The sequence below is a fragment of the Streptomyces cavernae genome, assembly GCF_004023625.1.
Classification (GTDB): Bacteria; Actinomycetota; Actinomycetes; order Streptomycetales; family Streptomycetaceae; genus Streptomyces; species Streptomyces cavernae.
Genome location: NZ_ML137711.1, coordinates 23,780 through 42,687, shown reverse-complemented (window position 1 = coordinate 42,687; position 18,908 = coordinate 23,780). Strand labels below are relative to the sequence as shown.

At 65.0% G+C, this 18,908-nt stretch carries 9 protein-coding genes; all 9 read right to left on the bottom strand.

Annotated features, from left to right (window positions below):
* Positions 1–58: 58 nt before the first annotated feature.
* Positions 59–2,842, bottom strand: a complete 2,784-nt coding sequence (locus EF387_RS05175) for a DEAD/DEAH box helicase (protein WP_202918149.1) — start codon at positions 2,840–2,842, stop codon at positions 59–61.
* Positions 2,839–4,164: a BREX system ATP-binding protein BrxD gene (gene brxD, locus EF387_RS05170; protein WP_128375284.1), complete on the bottom strand. Its 1,326-nt coding sequence runs from the start codon at positions 4,162–4,164 to the stop codon at positions 2,839–2,841. Before brxD ends, EF387_RS05175 begins: the two co-directional genes overlap by 4 nt.
* The gene (gene pglZ / locus EF387_RS05165) at positions 4,161–7,088 is read right to left on the bottom strand and encodes a BREX-6 system phosphatase PglZ (RefSeq protein ID WP_128375283.1); all 2,928 of its coding nucleotides are present in this window, start codon (positions 7,086–7,088) and stop codon (positions 4,161–4,163) included. The genes brxD and pglZ overlap by 4 nt, the downstream gene beginning before the upstream one ends.
* Positions 7,085–11,365, bottom strand: coding sequence for a BREX-6 system adenine-specific DNA-methyltransferase PglX (pglX, locus tag EF387_RS05160; protein WP_238431342.1), 4,281 nt, complete (start codon positions 11,363–11,365; stop codon positions 7,085–7,087). Before pglX ends, pglZ begins: the two co-directional genes overlap by 4 nt.
* Before the next feature lie 22 nt (positions 11,366–11,387).
* Positions 11,388–15,008, bottom strand: coding sequence for a BREX system P-loop protein BrxC (gene brxC / locus EF387_RS05155; RefSeq protein ID WP_128375281.1), 3,621 nt, complete (start codon positions 15,006–15,008; stop codon positions 11,388–11,390).
* A gap of 8 nt (positions 15,009–15,016) precedes the next feature.
* The gene (locus EF387_RS05150) at positions 15,017–15,655 is read right to left on the bottom strand and encodes a DUF1788 domain-containing protein (protein WP_128375280.1); all 639 of its coding nucleotides are present in this window, start codon (positions 15,653–15,655) and stop codon (positions 15,017–15,019) included.
* A complete protein-coding gene (locus EF387_RS05145; protein WP_128375279.1) occupies positions 15,652–16,437 on the bottom strand; it encodes a DUF1819 domain-containing protein in 786 nt (261 codons plus the stop codon). The genes EF387_RS05150 and EF387_RS05145 overlap by 4 nt, the downstream gene beginning before the upstream one ends.
* The gene (gene brxE, locus EF387_RS05140) at positions 16,434–17,042 is read right to left on the bottom strand and encodes a BREX-6 system BrxE protein (RefSeq protein ID WP_202918148.1); all 609 of its coding nucleotides are present in this window, start codon (positions 17,040–17,042) and stop codon (positions 16,434–16,436) included. The genes EF387_RS05145 and brxE overlap by 4 nt, the downstream gene beginning before the upstream one ends.
* Before the next feature lie 673 nt (positions 17,043–17,715).
* A complete protein-coding gene (locus EF387_RS05130) occupies positions 17,716–18,834 on the bottom strand; it encodes a DUF6615 family protein (protein WP_338058086.1) in 1,119 nt (372 codons plus the stop codon).
* Between the last annotated feature and the right edge of the window lie 74 nt (positions 18,835–18,908).

Here is an 18,908-nt window from a genome sequence, read left to right as displayed (position 1 = left end):
GTGAAAACGCACGGCCTGTGAGATGACCGCCTCATGTTCGTCTTTGACGGCGGAACCCTCAACTCGCCTGATTGGGACCAGATCCGCCTACAGGGTGACGAGCTGCATAAGTTCGTGCAACCTCCTCGAAGTGCGCGTGCAAACGAAGCAGCACCTCGGCGTCAAGAGCGGCGTAGGTCACCTGGCTCTGGGTGAGAGGTCGCCGGGTCCAATCCCCGGCCTGCTCCCTCTTATCGAGTTCCATGCCGAGCTCACGGGCGCAGACTTCGCGAAGGCTGTGGCCCCTGGCGGCGCAGCGGAGCTGCCTCGACACGTCACGCGTATCCAGCACGGCATCCATGGTGAAACCGTGCCGACCGAGCACCTCACGCTCGAATGAAGCGTAGTGGATCAGCTTCGTCGTTTCAGCGCTCGAGAGCAGCCGGCCGAGAGGCTCCAGATCGGGAAGCTCTAGCGCGTCGATGAGGTAGGTCGCCTCGCGACCCGCCACCTGAATCAGGCAAAGCGTGCGATTCGCGAGCGTGGTTTCGACGTCGAGACCGACAACGGATTCGGCCATCAACGCGTCGACTGCCGCCTTGAGTTGCGGCAGCGTGCGTACCCAGATTAGCGGTCGATCACTCTCACGACGCAGAAGGGGCAGCTCCTCTAGCGCCCCCTCGAGCTGGGCGACACGCTCCGCATCACTTCGCGTCAAAGCCCGAACGCCATCGGGCAAGCGGGGTCGACTGGCTTCGACTCCCGAAAGCCATCGCCAGGCACCGCCGACGTCGAGCAGGTAGCCGGCGACCACCTCGCGCTCGACCCACGGCGGCATCAGCGGTTGGAACTTGCTGAGGCGGTAGCTCGGGAGCGATTCGGCGACCTCTGCCCAGAGACGATCATTCTCCCAGAACTCGGGCTCTGCCAGCTTGGTGAGCGCGTCGCGGAAGCGGTGCCTGTCAATGTCCTCACCCCGCACCTTGATCAAGAAATTGTCAGGGATGACCTTCCAATCTCCCGCGACTGCTTCGAGCGCGTACCGAAGCGTCGCATTGATGCGTCCTCCCGCGAAGGTCCACCAGCGGATCTCCCCATCGTCGAACTCCATGCCTCCGCGCTGGGAGCTGATGATCCCGCGCATGGAAGCGCGATGCTCGGCGAGTACCGCCCATGCCGCATCGTCGAGGTATGGATAGCGCTCATCGCTCAGGAGCACCGACAGAATGCGCTGGCAGACGTCAGAGCCGAGAAACTGCGGGAGAAAGCCTCCCCACGTGGGCTGCCGTCCACGTGGAGCCGCTTCGACGACCACGCGGCGGTCGTCGTGCCGTACTTGAAGGACAGCCCAAGCGCGTCCTCCGAGCAGGAAGCTACTGACTCCATCGACGAGTCGGTCGACGAAGGCTTGGTTCAACGAGCCCAGGGGCTGGCCATCGGCGGTTTGTACCGTGTAGGTCTGCGGGCTCGAGAAGACCGCGAAAATCTCCACGAAGTTCTTGCGCCCGAAACGACGTTCCGTTTTGGGTCCGAGGACTAGCCGGCCCCCTACGAGCCGCAACGCGCCATCTCGTACCATCCACTTCAACAGACGGTCGTATTCGGCCCGGTGAATGCCTTGGAAATCTGGTACGCGCGCCAGGTGTTCCCAGGCGTCGTCAGCGGCGATCCCGTCGCTCGCCAGCGCCATGGCGAGCAGCTGGTGGATGAGCACTGGCCAGCAACGGCGCTCTACCTCGACCGCTTCGACCCAGCCGGCCTTGGCCAGCTCGACCAAGGCGATGGCCTGCAGTACGCCCTCGGTCGTCTCACAGAAAAATGTGGTGTTGGCTGCTTGCCCCGTTCGCCGCCCCGTTCGCCCCATGCGCTGCAGGAACGAACTCACGGTGTCCGGCGCTTCCGCCTGCAGGACCCTATCGAGGTCGCCGACGTCGATGCCCAGCTCCAGTGTGGAGGTGCACACGATGCAGGCGTCGCTGCCGTGGTGAAAACGCTCTTCAGCGAGTTGACGCTCCTCTCGAGACACTGCGCTGTGGTGGACGAACACGGCGGTGCCGGAGCGCCTCATGTATTCGGCGACCGCCTCCGTCGTTGAGCGGGACTGGCAGAAGAAGAGGCTCTTCTGCCCCGTCGCGACGCCCGCCGCGTCGCGGGAGAGCTCTGCGAGATCTTGGCGATGGGCAACCAGGAGCTGCCGACGCCCAGGTTGCTTTGGAGGGTTGACCACGCGTCCCGGCCGATTCGATGTGCCTTGGACCCAGGTGAGAATCGCCTCTGGGTTGCCCACGGTCGCGGACAGCCCCACTCGCTGGACGTCATGCTTGGAGATGTGTGCCAGGCGTTCGAGCACGCTCATCAAGTGGGCGCCCCGGTCGGAACCGGCCAACGCATGGACCTCATCGATGACCACGGTTCGTAGATCGGCGAAGAGCTTGTTCTCATCCACTCGCGGCGACACCAACATCACTTCGAGCGATTCCGGCGTCGTCATCAGGAGCTCTGCAGGCTCTCTGAGAAACTGACGGCGGGGGTGGTCGGGCGTGTCGCCATGCCACACGAAGCGCCGTAGACCGACCATCTCTGTGTATAGCCCGAGGCGGTCAGCCTGGTTGTTCAGCAGCGCCTTGATGGGCGCGATGTAGAGGGCGCCGACTCCTTCCGGCTCGTTATCGACCATTTGAGAAAGGGTCGGGAAGATCGACGCTTCCGTCTTGCCACCGGCGGTGGGTGCCAAGATGATCGCGTTGTCGCCAGCAAGCAGCACCTCGCCCGCCTCTTCCTGCACCGGGCGCAGGCTCGACCAACCGAGCTGGGAAACGATCGCCTGTTGTAGGCGCGGTGCGAAGCGGGCGAAGACACTCACCACACGTCCTCGGCCGGCACGAGCCCTTCCACCTGGTCGTCGAGGTCGACGAGCGAGGCGCCGGAGAGGACATGCTGCTCCTCAGGGCTGAGCTCCTTGGCCTGAAACCCATACTCGGACATGGGCTCGTATTCCGCATGTTCCTCGACCAGGTCGAGCTGGGTGATGAACTCACGCAGGAACTGGCGCGGCACCACGCCGACGTCACCCTTGAAGCCCGCGGTCACCTCCGCCACCAGTCTCTCCACGAAGGACGTGCTGATCTTCTGGTCGAGGCGGCCACGGTCCGATGTGGGGAACAGCTCGCGGAGACGAAGGGCGACCGACCGAAGCCGATCGGCGTCGAAGGGGACGAGCTCAAGCTGGGCTTGTCTCAAGCTAGCGAAGCGGCCCTGCTTCAGGAACCTGATCCGGTCGTTGAGCGGCGCGAGGCCAGCAACGCCGTGCCGCGTGTCGAAGAACTCCGGCGTGCCCGTGAAGACCCACAACATGCCCGGATAGGAGCCTGATGCGTCGGCGATCTGCCGAATCCCATTGAGCGACTTGTGCCGTGAGTCCGAACGCATGCGGAGGATGGTCTCGGCCTCGTCGATGATGACGATGAGCCCCGCATACCCTGCAGCCTTTACGATCTCAAGCACGCCCCGCAGGTAGTCGAGGGCATCGCGGCTCCCAATGTCCCCCTTGATGCCTGCCGCCTTCTTGGCCGATGCGGCGACGTTGCCGCTGCCGCACAACCAAGAGATGAGAGCTCCTGCCTCCGCAACCTCTCCCCTCTGCTTCAGCTCGAAGATGGTCTGAATGACGCGAACGAAGTCCTGAGGCGCTTGACCGCCCGTCATGGCCGCGAGGTCTTCGTCGAGACGCTTCTGCACCTTGGCGTCGAAGGCGGGGTCCGCGTCGTCCTCTCCGGCCGCGACGAGGCTCTCTTCCACGCGGCCAATCCACCGGTCAAGTACGTCGCCCAGGGCTCCTCGTGAGCACGACGCGGTCCCGAGCTCGGTCAGCACCTTGCGATACACATCGTCGAATCGGTGGAACTTGAGATCATTATCGGAGACCACGACGAAGCTGGTCGCGAACCCCCGAGCCTGCGCATCCAGCAGCGCGAGGCGCGCCATGAACGTCTTGCCGCAACCGTAGCCGCCGCGAAGGAACTTGACAGTTCCCTCGCCACTCCTCGCCAGGTCGAGCTGTCGATGCAGCTCTCCGCGTTGCTTCTCGATGCCGACAGCGAACGCGTCGATTCCCCGCTCGGGCACCAGGCCTTTACGCAGCGACTCGAAGACGTGTTCGACGTCCTTCTGGGTCAGGGTGCTCATCCGCTTCCCTCACGTACGTATCGCTTCACTCCGGCCACGACGTCGATGCGCACACCGAAGGGGACCTTCTGAGCATATGCCTCGAACTGGAGGGCAAAGCGCCGCAGGCCACGCGGGCCGCCCAGCATCGCGGCGGCCTCGTTCTCCGTGACCGTGCCATGCGCCGCCAGGTGCTCGAACACCTGCCGGACCCCCGACTCGGGGAGCTGCTCCAGCCAGCTCGCATGGCCCGCCCCGAAGCCCGCTGCTGGTGTGGATGGTGGTGCGGCCGGCCCCCGCGTCGCCGTGACCGCGAAGCGAGCATCCGGTACGCACGGCACCACGTCCGCCACAGCGCTCGGGTGGTGGATCTCGATAAGCGCACGCGCGTCGACAGCTCCGGAGAGCCGGAAGAAGAGCTCGAAGCGTTCACCGACGGTCGCGACGACCAAGCCGCCCGCGATCCGCGCCTTGCCGCGTGTCTGGCAAAGCTCGACCTGTACGCCCTCGGCGTCAGGGACCCGCAGCGCGAGCTCGATATCCTTTGGGCTTCCGAAGTCCAACGACCGCTGCGCAAGGACTTCGACTTTGGCTTCGATGCAGTGCATCCCAGCCACGCCCTCGCTGGCCTCGGCCTTTATGCCATACTCCACGCTGCTCCCGCCAGCCGCCGTGCGATGCACCACGGTCAGAACCGGGATGACGCGCTCCTGCAAGCTGTTGCCGCCATGGACAAAGCTCATGGACCGTCGGCCGGTATCGAAGACCGCCGTGGTCTCCGGGAACATCAAGTGCCCGTTCACTCCCTCGTAGCCGAGGTCCGCCAGCGCGACCCTGACCTCTCCCGCGTGATCCGCCGCCACTGGAGAGAAGACATGCCTTCGTTGCGGATCGATGCGACGACCGTGGGCTTGGGCGGATGCGACACTGTCCTCCAGCAAGAGGAAGCCGTGGTCGCTGGTGAAGACGAACCGACGCACGCCCGCGTCTCGAAGCAGATGCCATGCAGCACGCAGCTTCTGCATGACGTGGTCGAACACGGCGGGGCCGACACCTTTTTCGCCGGCGTTGTCGATCTCCTGGCTGTGTACGACGACCAGTCGTGCCTGCGCGACCGAGCGCTTAAGCGAGGTGCTGTCGCGGCTGACCACTTCTTCGAGGGTGAGCCATGGACACGTCCCACCGCCGACCCGGTCGTGCATGGCCCGCTTGCGCGTTTCAGGGTCAGACACACGAAACTCACCCGTCTGAAAGCCCTGAACCTTTCCGGTGTCGCTCGCCATCGAAACGTGCAGACGACCGTTCTTCTCGACGGGCGCAAGCACGTTCATGCCCACCTCGGTCACGGTGGGGAGTTCGGCAAGCCGGGGTTTGAGCAGCACAGTGGTGGCCGGGGTGCCTTCCATCTGGCGGTAGAGCTCCTCGCCCATCTCAAATCGCAGGGCGTCGACGACGAAGTATGCAGTTGTGCCGGCTTCCTGGGTCAGCGGCTTGACCACCTCATCAAAGAGCATCCGCTGTTGTTGCGAAGCACCTGCGAGGAAACCCTGTGCCTTGCAGAGCGCATTGAACTCGCGCGCCCAGGCATCGGCCCACACTCGCCAGGCGCGGCGCATCCCGTCGAGGCGCGTCCGCAGGGTCTCGAACTCGGGAAGCTGCGGGTAGAGCAAGGCCATCCGCCGTTGCTCGAGCTGCCGATGCGCTTGATCGACGGCGGCACCACGCTCGACGTAGGCGTTCACGGCGGCTTCGAGGCCACCGCCGTCGCGCGTGTCGACCCCGATTCGCTCACCCGCACGCGCGATCGTCTGGCCGAGACGGGCCGCGTCGCGGACGAGCTGCCAGGCGGACTGCCTCGTGGGATCGTCTCGAAGCCAGAACGACGTACTCGCCGACTTGAGGTCCACCCGCATGTCGGACCAGTCGGCGGCGAGGTCGTAAGCCGCGCGATCGAGGGCAGCCAGCGCCGCCTTGAGAACCTTGTCCTCCTCGAACCGGAACGTGTCGACCTTGCCGAGGTCTTCGGCCCGGGCCGCGTCGGCCTCATCGGCGAGCAATGCCTCGGTCTCGTCTGCCGTCCGCTGGTAGAAGCCTGGGTGGCGCTCCCGGAGATGGGCCGCAACGGCGCGGCAGGTTTCGATGACCGGGCGCGGCAGGTCGGCGACGCGCGCCAGGTGTTTACTGACCGGCGCACGCTTCAGGTCGTCCACGTACTCCACGCAGAGCGCCCAACTCGCGGCTACGAACGCCACATCCTCGGCGCGCGGCCGCGAGGGTGGAAGCGTGGTATCGCGCCAGGAGTCAGGGAGGCCGACCCAGACGCCGAAGCGTTCCCAGAGCGCATCCTCGTCGTCAAGCTTGCCAATTCGTCCGGCGACGAATCCCCGCGTGAGCAGGTCGTCGAACACGACCGTCGGTTTCATGGCCTGGAGTTGCGCCGCGATGCCCCCTTCGGCGTCATCCAGGAGTGCACTCAGCCAGGCGTCGGCCCCCGCGAGCGTCATGTCGGGCTGCGCCTTGAAGGAGGCGATCTGATCAGGGCGTACCCGTCCCGCGGCGGCCTCGGTGACGAGGGTGTCAAGCGCCTTCCGGTACCGCACACCGGCCGCGTAGAGCTCGAAGAGCGGCGTTTGCCGCACGGTCTCCTCGGTGAAGCCTGGCAGGTAGATGACTAGCGGTACCTTTTCCGTTCCGGCAGCCACCCCGTCGAGTGCCATCATCAGCGCCAGGTGACTCCCTCGGAACGCGCGGACCTCGTAAGGCACCGCACCGGCGTCACACAACACCTGGAGGCGGTCGACGAACCCTCCATAGTGCCCGGCTTGGTCGAGCCACACGACAACGCCCTGCCGGCGCACCCATGAGCGCAGGTCCGCCTCAAGGCTCGCGGACACAGGGCCGCCGAGCCCCACCGTCGATAGCTGGGGTGCTGCTGTCGTCGTCACCTGTCGTCCCCCTCGCTCTCCTCAGCGTCGTCGTAGGCGTCCTCGTTCTCAAAGAGGTCGGGCGGGACGAGAGTGGCAAGGAAGTCCTTGCGCGCGCGAACCTTCTCGGGGTACCGCGATTCGAACGCCGCGCGGGCCTCGGGCTCATCAGGGGCGAGGATGCGGAGCTCGGCGCCCTGCTTCTCGGCCAGGCGTAGCTCCATCTCCCAGAGGGCCTCGGCGTGGGCCGACCAAAGACCCGTCTCGAGGATGCGCATTTCGGGTACGAGCTTTCGGCTCTTGCCACGTCCCATGCGCCGTGCAGCCTCCTTCTCGATGGCGGCGAGGGCCTTGGCCGGGTGGTCGCGCAGGAAGGCGTCGCGGTGGGGGCGGTCGCCGCCGTCACCAAGGTCGCGTCCACCGAGTCGGTAGGGCGCCTCCTCGATCTTGAAGTCGGGGCCTACCTCCTCCTGGAGTCGCAGCTCCCAGCCCCAGGCTCGCTCGGGGTGATAGCGCCAGAAGCAGCCGTGGGCGACGGCAAGGCTCGGGTCCTGCTGGCACTTCTGGTCAACCCGAGTCGGCCAATAGCGCATCGCCAGGTGAGACCAGTCATAGTCCTTGCGGCCCTGCGCAGTGGCGAGTTCCTTCCACCACTTCTTGGGGTCCTTCCACTGCGGGTCGAGCAGCGGCCACAGCGCGGCGGAGTTGATCATCACGCCATCGTCGAGGCTAGGCGCGTAACGGGCGTCCTGCTCGCGCTGCAGACACTTGTTGTCGGTCGGCGGCGCGCCCCTGTCGGCGCACTGCTCGACGTCGGTGATGAAGGCTTGCAGTTCGTCCCTAGTTTTGAGCACCCGGTTGTATTGCCGCTCGGCGGTGCGGGAGGCCTTCCTGTCGGCGCTGTCGCGGGCGGAGCGCAGGTCGGAGAGCTCTCCGTCGAGGCGGGCGAGCGTCGGCACGAGGTGGTCGGCGAGCAGCACCCGCAGGGTTTGCTCATTCATTCGGTGGATGTTTACCCAGGCGACGAAGGTCTTGTCTGACGAGGAGAGCGGCCAGTGGATGGGCCGGTTCTCGTACATGCCCTTGTGGACGTCCTTGAAGAAGTCGATGGCCAGCCAATCGCGCAGACCTCGCTTCGTGCCGATGGCCAGGCCGTACTCGCTCCAAGCGGCGTGCAAGGGCGCTGCGGCGGGGTGGCCGAGGCTGTCACGGCGGTCCTCGGCGTCCAGGGTCCCGTCGAGGAAGAGGACGCCGTGCGGCAGGGTCTGGGAGACGTCAGCGGTAGTCGGGTCCAGCACCCCCTTTCCCTCGGGATCAAAGCGCCCGAGGGCCACGCCGAAGGCGAAGCTCAGGTGGTCGACGGGGGACTCGCGGTCGAGCTGTTCGATGTAATCGGGAAGCGGCTCGCTCTCAGGGCGGTCCACGGCGGTCTGGGCCCACTCCTGGGCGTGGCGCCAGGGGGAGGGGCCGGGGTATTTGAACTCGACAGAGGCCTCGCGGTGGGACTCGTGGGTGGCGAATGCCGCCTCGACCTGCGCGAAAATTGCGCCAGCGTCGTCCATGGGGAATAGAGGGAGCCGATTCACATCCCCAACAAGGAAATGCACTCCTGGGTTGAGTGACGAAAGTATGGATCGAGCGAGCGATGAGTTCAAAAGACAGACGGTTGAAGCAAGATTTTGCTCACCTGGAAACACTGATGCACCCATGTGTCCAAAGATCGAGCGGTACCGATGAGCTCTTGCGGTGAACCCGCTACCAATGAGCGCAAACGCGACGCCTTTTTCGAAGTAGTGGACTTCGTTCTTGACTGACCGAGAGTATGACCCGTACAGCTCCTCATTGAAGATCTTCACTTCCATGCCGAAGCGCGAGAAGCGCACTATATCCCTGGCGTCTTCAAGCCACGCCCGCCCTTCTGCTCCCTTGATGTACAGGGCCCAAGTCGTGCGAGGGCTAGGGTCCAAGGCGCCCATCCCAAGATGGAGATGAGACGGCAACACTTCCCACACCAGACGAAGAAAGCGGGTGTTGTTCTGTGTGGACAGCCCATTCCGCACTGGTGCAGCATCAGCTAGCTTGGCAAAACTTGCGTATTGCCTTATAAAGTCGCTTTCCCACCAATAAACCAGAGGCCAATCTGGCACGACCTTCAGCGCGGCTGGGTCGAAGGTACAGCGGCCCTCATGACAGAGGATGGCGGCGCGCTTACGGTGCAAAGCTGAAATTGACCTATCGCGTTGTTCGTCCCGCGGTGTCGGAACGAGGCCCCCAGACTGGGTGCCTTCCGCCGTTCCCCGCATCAGGCAGTACATCGCTACGGTGTAATCGCGCATCTGCTCGAAGGCGCCCCAGAGGAGGTCGACCATAGACCGGACAGAGTGTTCGGTCAGCACGGCCTTCCGCAGTCCGGTGTACTGCTTGAGGAACATCCACCCGTTCATGGATACTTGCGCGACAATCCCACCATCGCGTACCAATTCCAGCCCCCGCAAGAGAAACGCCGCATACAGGTCGGCCTTGCCGAGCGGATACGTCTTCTCGACGTACTTCGTGTCGGTCATCTTGCTCGTGCCCTGGTACGGCGGGTTTGCCACCACCAGGTCGTAGGCTCCCTTGCGCACTAGCCGCACGAAGCGCACGCCCGCCGCGAGCTGCTCACCGCGCAGGCGCAGGCCGAGGTCATCGCCGCCGGTGTGCTTCGCCAGGAAGCCCTCGATCAGGTCGAGCAGGGTGGCCTTGGCCTCGTCGCGACCGAGGGCGACGCGCTGGCGTTGTGGTTTGAAGCCGGTGAACAGGTCGCCCTGCTCGGCAATCGCCCGTCCCAACACTGCCTCGTGTCGCTCCAGTGCCTCATCGACCGCCGCGTCCACTTTGAGTAGGCTGCCCAGATGGTCGGCGCCGCGCAGGGCGTGGATCAGCGTGTCGGTCAGTCCGCCTGGGATGCCCGTCTCGCGCTCCACCTCGCCTCGCAGCTCGACTAGCGCTGGATCGTCGTCGGCCAAGCTCGCGAGGCGTAGGTTCGACGCGACCAGGTTCAGCCGCTCAGGCCGGGCGTCGGGGGCCACTTGTCGGGCTTTGAGCCACAGGGCCGCCGCCGCGATCTGTGCCGCTCGCGGGTCCAGGTCAATGCCGTGCAGGTTGTGAGACAAGATGCGTTCGACGATGGCCCGGTCGGACCAACGCTCCTCACCTGCCTCACTCCGATGCCGGGCTTCCTCGCGGTAAAGCGCCACCAGCAGGTCGAGCGCCACGACCAGGAAGTGCCCAGAGCCGACCGCGGGGTCGAGTAGCTTCAGCTCGCGCACGGTCTCGGGCGCCTGTGCCACGGCGTCCTCGGGGATCGGCTGCGGCACATAGTAGGCCCAGCGGCGTTCAGCGTCGGTGTGCAGCGGCATCAGGTCGGTGAGCGCGACCTCGCGCGACGCGCGCTTGGCCCGCCACTCGGCCCTCCGCTCTTCAAGGCGGTCGAGCGTGCCGTCGGCCTGAACCTCGGGCGTCCACCCGTGCTTCTGGCACATGGCCAGCCACATCGGCCCAAGGCTGTTCTGGAGCAGCCAGTCCACCATGTAGCGCTCGGTGAACATCTGCGTTTTGCTCGCGATCTCGTGCGGTTCGACTTTGCCGCCGCCGTTGAGCTTGTCGTCGAGCGCCAGACGTTCGGGATCGTTCCAGTACTGGTAGACCCAGCCGAGCGTCATGTCGTCGGTCCAGCATGTCTCGAGCGCCTCGGTGTTGAGGGCGTCGATGACATGTCGGAGCGTCGCCGCCGGGATTGGAACAAGGTCGGCCACCCCTGCTGGCCCGTAGAGACCGGGCAGCTCGGTGGCGAGATCCTCGAAGGTCAGGTGCAACAGAAAGGCGTAGCCCTCGGTCTCATCGCCACGCACGAGCTCCGGCGCGAGCTGCCGGAAGTCCCTGTAGGCGCGGCTTTCCCAGCCTCCGGTCACCACGGCGGGCGCGCGAAGCGGTTCGCCCGAGGGCCCCGGCGCTTCCATGAGCCGCAGCATCACTAGCCGGTTCAGCAGTGTGTAGGCGGCCTGCTTTTCGGCCTCGCGGCGGAAGTCATCCGCGGACCGGTCTCCCTTGGCCTTGGCGGCGCCCTGTGCTCGCAGCTGCTCGGCTACCCACGCCTCCAGGCGGTCTCGCCGGGCGCGCGCAGCCTCGTCCAGCCCTGCGTCGCGGGCGTGCACCGAGAGCCGGTAGGCCGTCTCGGTGGCGGCGTGGAGGTCCTCGAGCAAGCGAGCATGCAGGGACTGGATGGTTGACGAGAGCGCGCGCTTGGCGTCGGAAGTCATGGGCATGGTCGTCGTCCTCCAGTCACAGCAGCCGCACGCGCGCGCCTGCGCGGACCTGCTCGAGCAGGCGTTCCTTGATCTCGTCGACGAGCGCCTGCACGTCGGTCTCCGTCGCCACCTCTCGATTGCGCAGTTGCAGGTCGACCCGCGTGATGAGCGGCTTCTCACCCTCGCTCAAGATCTCATCGAGGAGGTCGTTCGCCTGGTCCTCGGCACGCTGCAGCGCGAGCACGAACGGGTCCTTCAGAGAGACGAGTGGTGGTGCAATTGCCTCGGCGGTGGTGTCGGTCACCGCTAGCGCGAAGGGTCGGAGCACGCGGTGCGCTTGCTCGCCCGTGAGAGTGCTGAAGCCGTCCCGCGCCTTCACTCGCGTACGGGCCGTCTCTGCCTCCTGCTCTTGCCACTGGAGCAGCCGCTGCCTCTCAGCAAGGTAGCAATTGTGAATCTCGGCGAGATCCCCATCAAGTGCACCTATGTCGCGCCAAGGCCGCTCGGCCTCGAGCTGGTCAGCGACGCGCGTCGCGGCTGCCTCGACCTTGGTGGACTCGACGCCGAGGTCCTTAAGCTGAGTTGCCTGGTACGTCAGCACACCATGGGCGGATGTGACGGCCCGAATAGCGTCGTCCGTCAGCTCTGCGTCGTAGAGCTGCAGGAGCTGGACGCCGTCTTGCAGCGTGTCAAGGTGCTTCTTGACCAGCTTCACGGTCGGCTTGGTCTGCCGGCAGGTGCGGATGCACTGCTCGAGCGCATCGCCGAGCTTGCCGAACACAGCCGGCCCCTCAGGCGAGCCTGGGAGCTGGTTGAGCTGGCCCTGTACGCTGCGGAGCTTCTGCGCGAGTTGCGGGAAGTGCTGGGCGACCGCGTCGGCGATGGCGTGATCTTCGCGATCCATGCGGTGCCTGAGGCGTTCTTCGAAGAACTTGCAGATACGCGCCCGTGCCTGGAAGCCGATGTCGTCTTCGCCGGCAGGGAAGATCGTTGTGCGTCGGAAGGCGCGGTCCTTGTCGAAGAGGTCGCGCACTCCCGCATCGCGAATGGCGGTGATTTCATTGCCACCATCGGGCTGCAGACGCACCTTGCCGGCGCGGAGCAGGCCCGCGACACAGGCCCTCACGACGTTCGCCGTGTAGCCGTAGGGTGGGCCTCCGAAGTGGGCGAGGAGTGTCGTCCCGCCGAGGCCCCCCTCGGATTCGATGTGCTCCTGGATGCGGCGTGCCACGACCCCGCTGCACGAGGGGACGTAGCGTCCGGAGTCGAGCTCGAGGATGCCGAGGTCGCCTGTGAGGAACTTGGGTGACGGGCCGGAAAGCTCGGCCTCGACGAGCTGAAGTAGTTCGGAGGGCTGGACCTGCGTGGCGGTGAAGTGCGGGAACAGGTCTGGCAGCACCCGGGTGGCCGTTGCGTGGAGCGCTACGGCGAACGACGCGCCTTGCTCCTGTGGCGAGATGATCCGACATCGGAAGTACATCTTTCCGGCCATCCACGCCGCCGCGATATCGTCCCGCGCGAGCTTCTCGAGGTCCTCGGCACGGTTCTCCTCCTGCTGGAGCAGGAGCTTGCGGGCGGGATTCAACGACTCGCGGCGCGGCTTGTACTTCTTGACCATGGCCCGCGAGCGGTAGAGCTCACGCGCACGGTGGTCCACGTTGTCGCTGTCGCCGCACAGCCAGACGAGACGGTCGTGAAGTACGGTCTCGCCGCTCTTCTTCACCCAGATGCTCTCGCTGCCCTCCTCGCGGGCTAGGAAGCGAAAGTCGACACGGGCGGCAGCGTCGTCGCGCGGGTCGACGAGGTTGACGTCGTCCGCGCGGCGGCCGTCGGAGAACTGCCCAGCCCAAGGGAAGGGCCGTCCTTGAAGTCGCGGGCGGTCCGGAGTGGCAAGGAGAAAGGCGAGCCCCTCCTGCACGATCTCGCTGATGGCTTCACGCGCGACGCCGATGTCGCGGCGCTCACGCTCCCACTCTTCGCCGGCTGAGGACTGGATTTTGTAGCCGTGCTTTTCCGAGTACCCGAGGAGGTTCCTGCTGCGCAGCTCCTCGAGCGCCTCGGTCACGGCAGCTACATGGTTGCCGCGGTCGACTCGGTCGTAGAGGCACTGCGCCACGAGTTTCGCATCGGTGGCCTGGGTGTCCTGAATAAGCTCGAGCAGTGCCACAGCCTTGGCCGCGCGCACCAGGAGCTCGTCCGCATCATTGGCGCACTGGCTCAGCACGCGGGCCATCGATGCTTGCACGTCGGAGTCGAGCGCAGTGTGCTGAACTTCGTAGACCTGGTCCAGGGTTACGAGTGCGCCCACTGGCTGTTCGGCGAAATTCTGGTCGCGGAACAGCTCACCGAGAAGCTGGAGCAGGCCGCGGATGGCCTGGTCATCGCCCTGGGCTCGGGCCGAGCGTGTGCGCAGGGCGCTGGTGATCTGCAGGATCAGGTCGATCTGCCCGGGCAGCATCGGGTAGACCTCGACGAACTCCTCGGGGGTCACCGACTCACAACCGTAGGCATACAGCTTGAGGTCGGGCCGGTGGCTCTCGAAGAGCGCGCGCAGCTGTCCTTCGGCGTCGGGTCGCTTCTGGAGGAGTCGCTTGTGGACGACGTCCCGGATGTTCGTGGCCGCCAGATGGACGCGGAGCTTGGGAGGAAAGCGGTCTTTCGCCCACACCAGGAAGGAGTCGTCCGCCTCCTCGTCGAGCTTCTGCTGCCCGAGTGCCAGCAGCCAGGCTTTGCCGCGGAGCGTGGAGCCGATGGCGGTCGCGAAGGCACGCAGCCGATCCACGCGGTCTTTGTTGGATAGGACGTATTGGGAGACCTCGTCAACAACGAGGAACAGCGTCGCACTCGGGCGGCGGAACTTGAGCATGTCCCGAATGGCCGCCACGGCCTCCTCGGGCGACTCCGAGCGCGCATGAGTGCCGCCGCGGCTGGTGAACCAGCTCATGGGGTCGGTGTACCGGTCGGGATACATCACGCTCATGACGAGCGAGAACTCCTCCTCGGCCAGCGCCTTGTCCTTCACGTCGGCCCATGGCGTGCCGAGTGTCTCCTGGGCCGTCTCCTCAAAGCGGGACCACTCGCCGTCACGCTCGAGGCCCAGCTCGAAGTCCGCTACGAGCGGCTCGGTGCTGCAGTAGCCGAGCCGTCGTTGGACCTGCCGAACGGTCGCGGCGTGGATGTGCTCGTCGTCGCGCGCGATGCCGCCGATATCGAACACGACGGCCAGCGGATCGATCTTCTGGCGAAGAACACGCCATGCCTCGCGCAGCTCGGCAGACTTCGGCGACGTGTCTCGCTGTAGCCACGCCTCCGCGAGCGATCCTCCATCCGGCAAGGCGACGCCATCGAGAGAGAGCCCGAGCAGCTTGGCGAAGCTCGACTTACCGGAGCCGTAGAAACCTGAGATCCATGCGTTGGGGAGTTCGGGCCCACCTGCTTTATCGAGCTCCGCGGCGATGTTCGTAAGCAGTCGGACGTACTGCTCGTGGATGCCGCTCGGCACACGACGATGGTTCGGGTGGTCCTCGGGCCAGCCGCCCGTGATGATGTACTCGGAAACCTCAGCGGCGAGCTTGTCCGCGCCCTGCTCGTGAAAATAGACGACCGGCGGGATATCCCGCGTGGCGTCAGAGAGAAAGAGGTCGCGAATCAGCATGTCGTCCCTCATGGATAGATCCGAGGCCGGTAGTCGTTGTCCGGATTGAGAATGCCCATAAACGAGAGCCCTGCCACTCCTCGTCGTTCGCCCGGATAGAGCAGGACCACCGGAACATTTCGAGTCCTGCCGTCGAGGTGGCGAAGAAGAGCCGATGATCGAATGAATGGATACAGCGCGCCCGCGCGCCCGATGAAGGTCACCGTCCGGTCAACGGTGTCCGGGTGCCTATCGGCGTACTCGCTGATCAGGCGGCTGCAGTCCGCCGCGATCCCGTCCGGCCCTTCGATAAGTGGCCAGAGCTTCGACTTCAGATAGTTCAACCCGCGCTCTGGTTCGATGCCGGCCATGCGCTCTTCCATCTGCACGACGCGGTCGACCCACTCCAGGCCCTGCGCTCTGACACGGTCGAGAAGAAGCTTTTGAAGGCTGATCGAAAGGACCATCCAGCCGTTCGCGACGAGGTCCGCGGTCAAGCGCTGCACTTCGCCACGGAGATCGAACTCATCGGACGGGTCGTACTGCATAATCGCGAAGCGGTAGTTGCGCATCGTGCTTATGTGAGGGCCATCCTCGTGGATGAGATCTCGGCGCAGCGCGACGAACGCCTCTTGCAAAGGGTTCTGTTGAAACAGATGTAGGCTCATAGGGCAGCTCCAGCCAGACGCCGCTCCTCGCTTCGGAGGTTGGCATCGGCCCACATCCGCAAGTCGTGATGCCTCCAGCCGAAGTCGATGAGGTCACCCTGCCGCCTGAAAGCAAGACCAGGGAGCCCACGCAAGCGCTCCTCAAGGATGGCACCCTCCAGGCCGACCGAACTCGCGTACGGGTTGTCGAGGAGACTTCCCTCGAACTCCGTCTCTCGTAGCAAGTACATGAGGTACTCAAGCGCTTCGTCCGGTACATGCGGCATACCGATAGGGCGAGGGTCGCGGTTCGAGGTGACCAAAGCTGCCGAGTACGCCGCGGAGAGGAGCTTGCTGGCGAACTGGATTCGCATCGACATCATCCAGCGGCTGGGCCCCTGCTGCCCGACCCACCCGACGACAAGATCGCGAGTCACCTCGGGCCTAGGCCCAGAGTGACGCGCGACCAGATAGTCTCCCGTGAAGCGCCGATAGAGCGGGTCGGTGAGTTGCAGATGCCAGTGGCAGATGGCTCTGCGTGTTTCCGGTGACATGTGTTGCCAGCTGTGGAGCACGGCGAGAGCTGACGGAAACGTACTGAATCGGGCACGCATATTGGTGAGAAGCACCTCCACGCGCGCCAGACTGCGAGCGCCAAACCAGTACTCGTCGAAGGCCCGCTGGGCGTTCACGTCAGTGGTCTCGTCGGCGCGGGCCCAGAAGGCGCGTGAGTTATCCACCTCGAGGGCACACTTCGAGAGGCGCGTGTGCGTTTCTGTCACCTCCCGCGGGCGGCCCGTCATGATGCTCTCCTGTAGTGGGGAAGCGGGTAGGTCTCGGTCGCTGGGGTGAGCCCCGCGACGAGCTTCCGCACCCGTTGATCCAAGGCGATCGGAGGGCTCCCTTTAAGTCGCCGTCCAACCGGTGAAGCTGCCGCCTCAGCCTCACCGTGGCCGATGACCCAGTCCCAGAAATGATCCCGGTGCCAGCCGGCACTGATAACTGCCAGGCCCGGTAGCGCCTCGTCCGGCGCGCGACCCGAACGCTTCAGATCCTGGAAGCGCTCCTCGATTCGCTCGTCCAGCTCAAAACCCAGATTGAAGAGCGAGACGATTCGGTCAGGGTCGTGGTCCTGGCGCCGGCGCTCCGCGTCCATCCGTCGGGCAGCCTCTCTCGCGCCCTGAAGCACAGCCCAGCGCCAGGTGCCCGGCAACAGCCGACGGAACAGATCCTCACCGCCGTACTCGGAAACGAGGTCGGAGCGCCACCAACCAAGCCCGCGTTCTTCCCCTGTCTCGCCCGCCCACGCCACCACAAGCTGCGAGGTGAGCGCGGTGTCGATGTCCGACATCGGAATCGGCGCTCGTTCACTCCCAGTCGGTACGTTCTTGACATCGAACATGCTCATGGCTCGACCTTCTCGCTGTTCAACGCCGCTGCTCCGCCCGCCTCAATCCAAGCGTCGACCTGTGAGAGCTTGAAGTTCCACAACCGGCTCACCCGGTGCGCGGGTAGGGCAAGGAGCTGCTTGCGGGTTGACTCCAGTCCCCGCTTCTCGTGTCGGAACTCAGACTCGGTGACGGTCGCCCACCGACCCTTTTCCATCACTCCTCGCCATCTTCGCCACCCTCCCCGGTGCGATCACGCCGATGACCGCGGTACATCGTATCCTCTCCTCGCCGACGCAGGAGTGGGCGTGCGGGCGCTGAAGGCGCAGCGCGAGTGATCTGCTGCCCCGTGTGACCGCGGGGCTATGACCTGGGGTTTCTCCGCTGGAGGCTGTGGCTCGTCTGTCACTGTAGGTCGCTGTTGGTCTGCCTCGGGGGCCTCGGACAGCCCAGGGACGGTCCGGGAACGATCACTCGGCAGACTTCAGGAAACGTCTTGATTCCGGCGCGCCAGGTTGCAAGGAGGGAGCCTAAACGGAACTTCCCTCAACTTGTCGGCGGCAACGAGCGCCCCGTCCGGCTGCGTAAATTGGAGCTACCCTTCCGCTTAGGCGGCCGTTGATCTTGGATGCTTGTCGGACAAGCAACATGTACTGGCGTCCGCCTGTGCACCGGCTGTGGCCTGAGGAACCGCTACAGAGTGACGCATCCGAAAGAATCCGCAGACAGTTCGTTGCCGCCATCGTCGCTAACGTCGTACAACAACGTGCAGCGGGTAGGAACCGGAGGCGGAGGAGGCTCAAGCTCATGAGCGTCCAACAGCGCCTGCACATGCTCAGGAAGCACCTGCGGGCCGTCCTCCAGGACGGCGTCAGCAGCCTCGGACGTATCCTCGTACGGCACCTGAGCGAAGGCGTCTTCACCCCATCTCATGTGGCTGGGCGTCACCCGCCGAGAGGGAGCGGAGCGCCCACCGCTGGACCGAGCGTAAGTAGTGCTCTGAGGCGTGGCCGCGTCGCGGGCCGAGGAACTTGCCCGGCCAGTAGCGTGCGTGCGCTGTTCGCCGGGAAGTGTGTCAGCCACCGCCTCTCGCCCAGAAGCATCCAGATGCTGCACGGCCGCGAAGATGCCCCGAAGCGCTGCGTCGCCACGTCGCTGTGCCCGTGGCAGCCTTTCGTCACACAGGACACGATTCCAAGGCAGGGAACTCTCCCACAGCCGTTTATGGCGTATGTTCCGGTTCTTCTGCCTTCTGTACAGCTCAGCCTGTACGTCGTGCGCGGACACGAGGGTGCAGCCGTGGTGCGAGCCGTCCTTGGCTTTATGGCCGCAGAGAAGCCCCGCATCCGCAGCCTTTTCTTGCGCGCCGCCCTGCCAGGCCCAGTGGTTGTAGAGCAAGTAGACCGGCACGCACGCCACGGCAGCAGCGTGCTGGATCAACTGGTCACACTGGTAGGCCCGCTGCCTCCTCACTTCGTGGTCGAAGAGGTAACGGCCGCCCCTGTCTGCCTTCTTCGCCTGAATCCGCAGCCCAATGCCATGGGAGCGGTTGTGGATCCACATCTCCCAGTCGGCGCCGTTCACGCGCTCCGTGGACTTGTCGAACTGGATCACCTTGACACGACGGTCGAGGAAGTCACGGAAATGGCGCACATTCATGTCGGTGAAACTCTCCTCGTTGGCGGCGGGAGGGTTTCTATATCCGCTCTCCAGCCAACGGAAGGTGTCGCTGGCCATCCACAACAGCACGCTGCACAAGGACGATCGGTTGCCTGGGAGAGGTCTGGAAGGAGCGGCGGCGTCGAGCGTCATCACTTGGCCAAGCTAACCAGACGACACTGACAGCTCGGCACGAGTCCGGCTGAATGCCGTCCATGACCACCAAG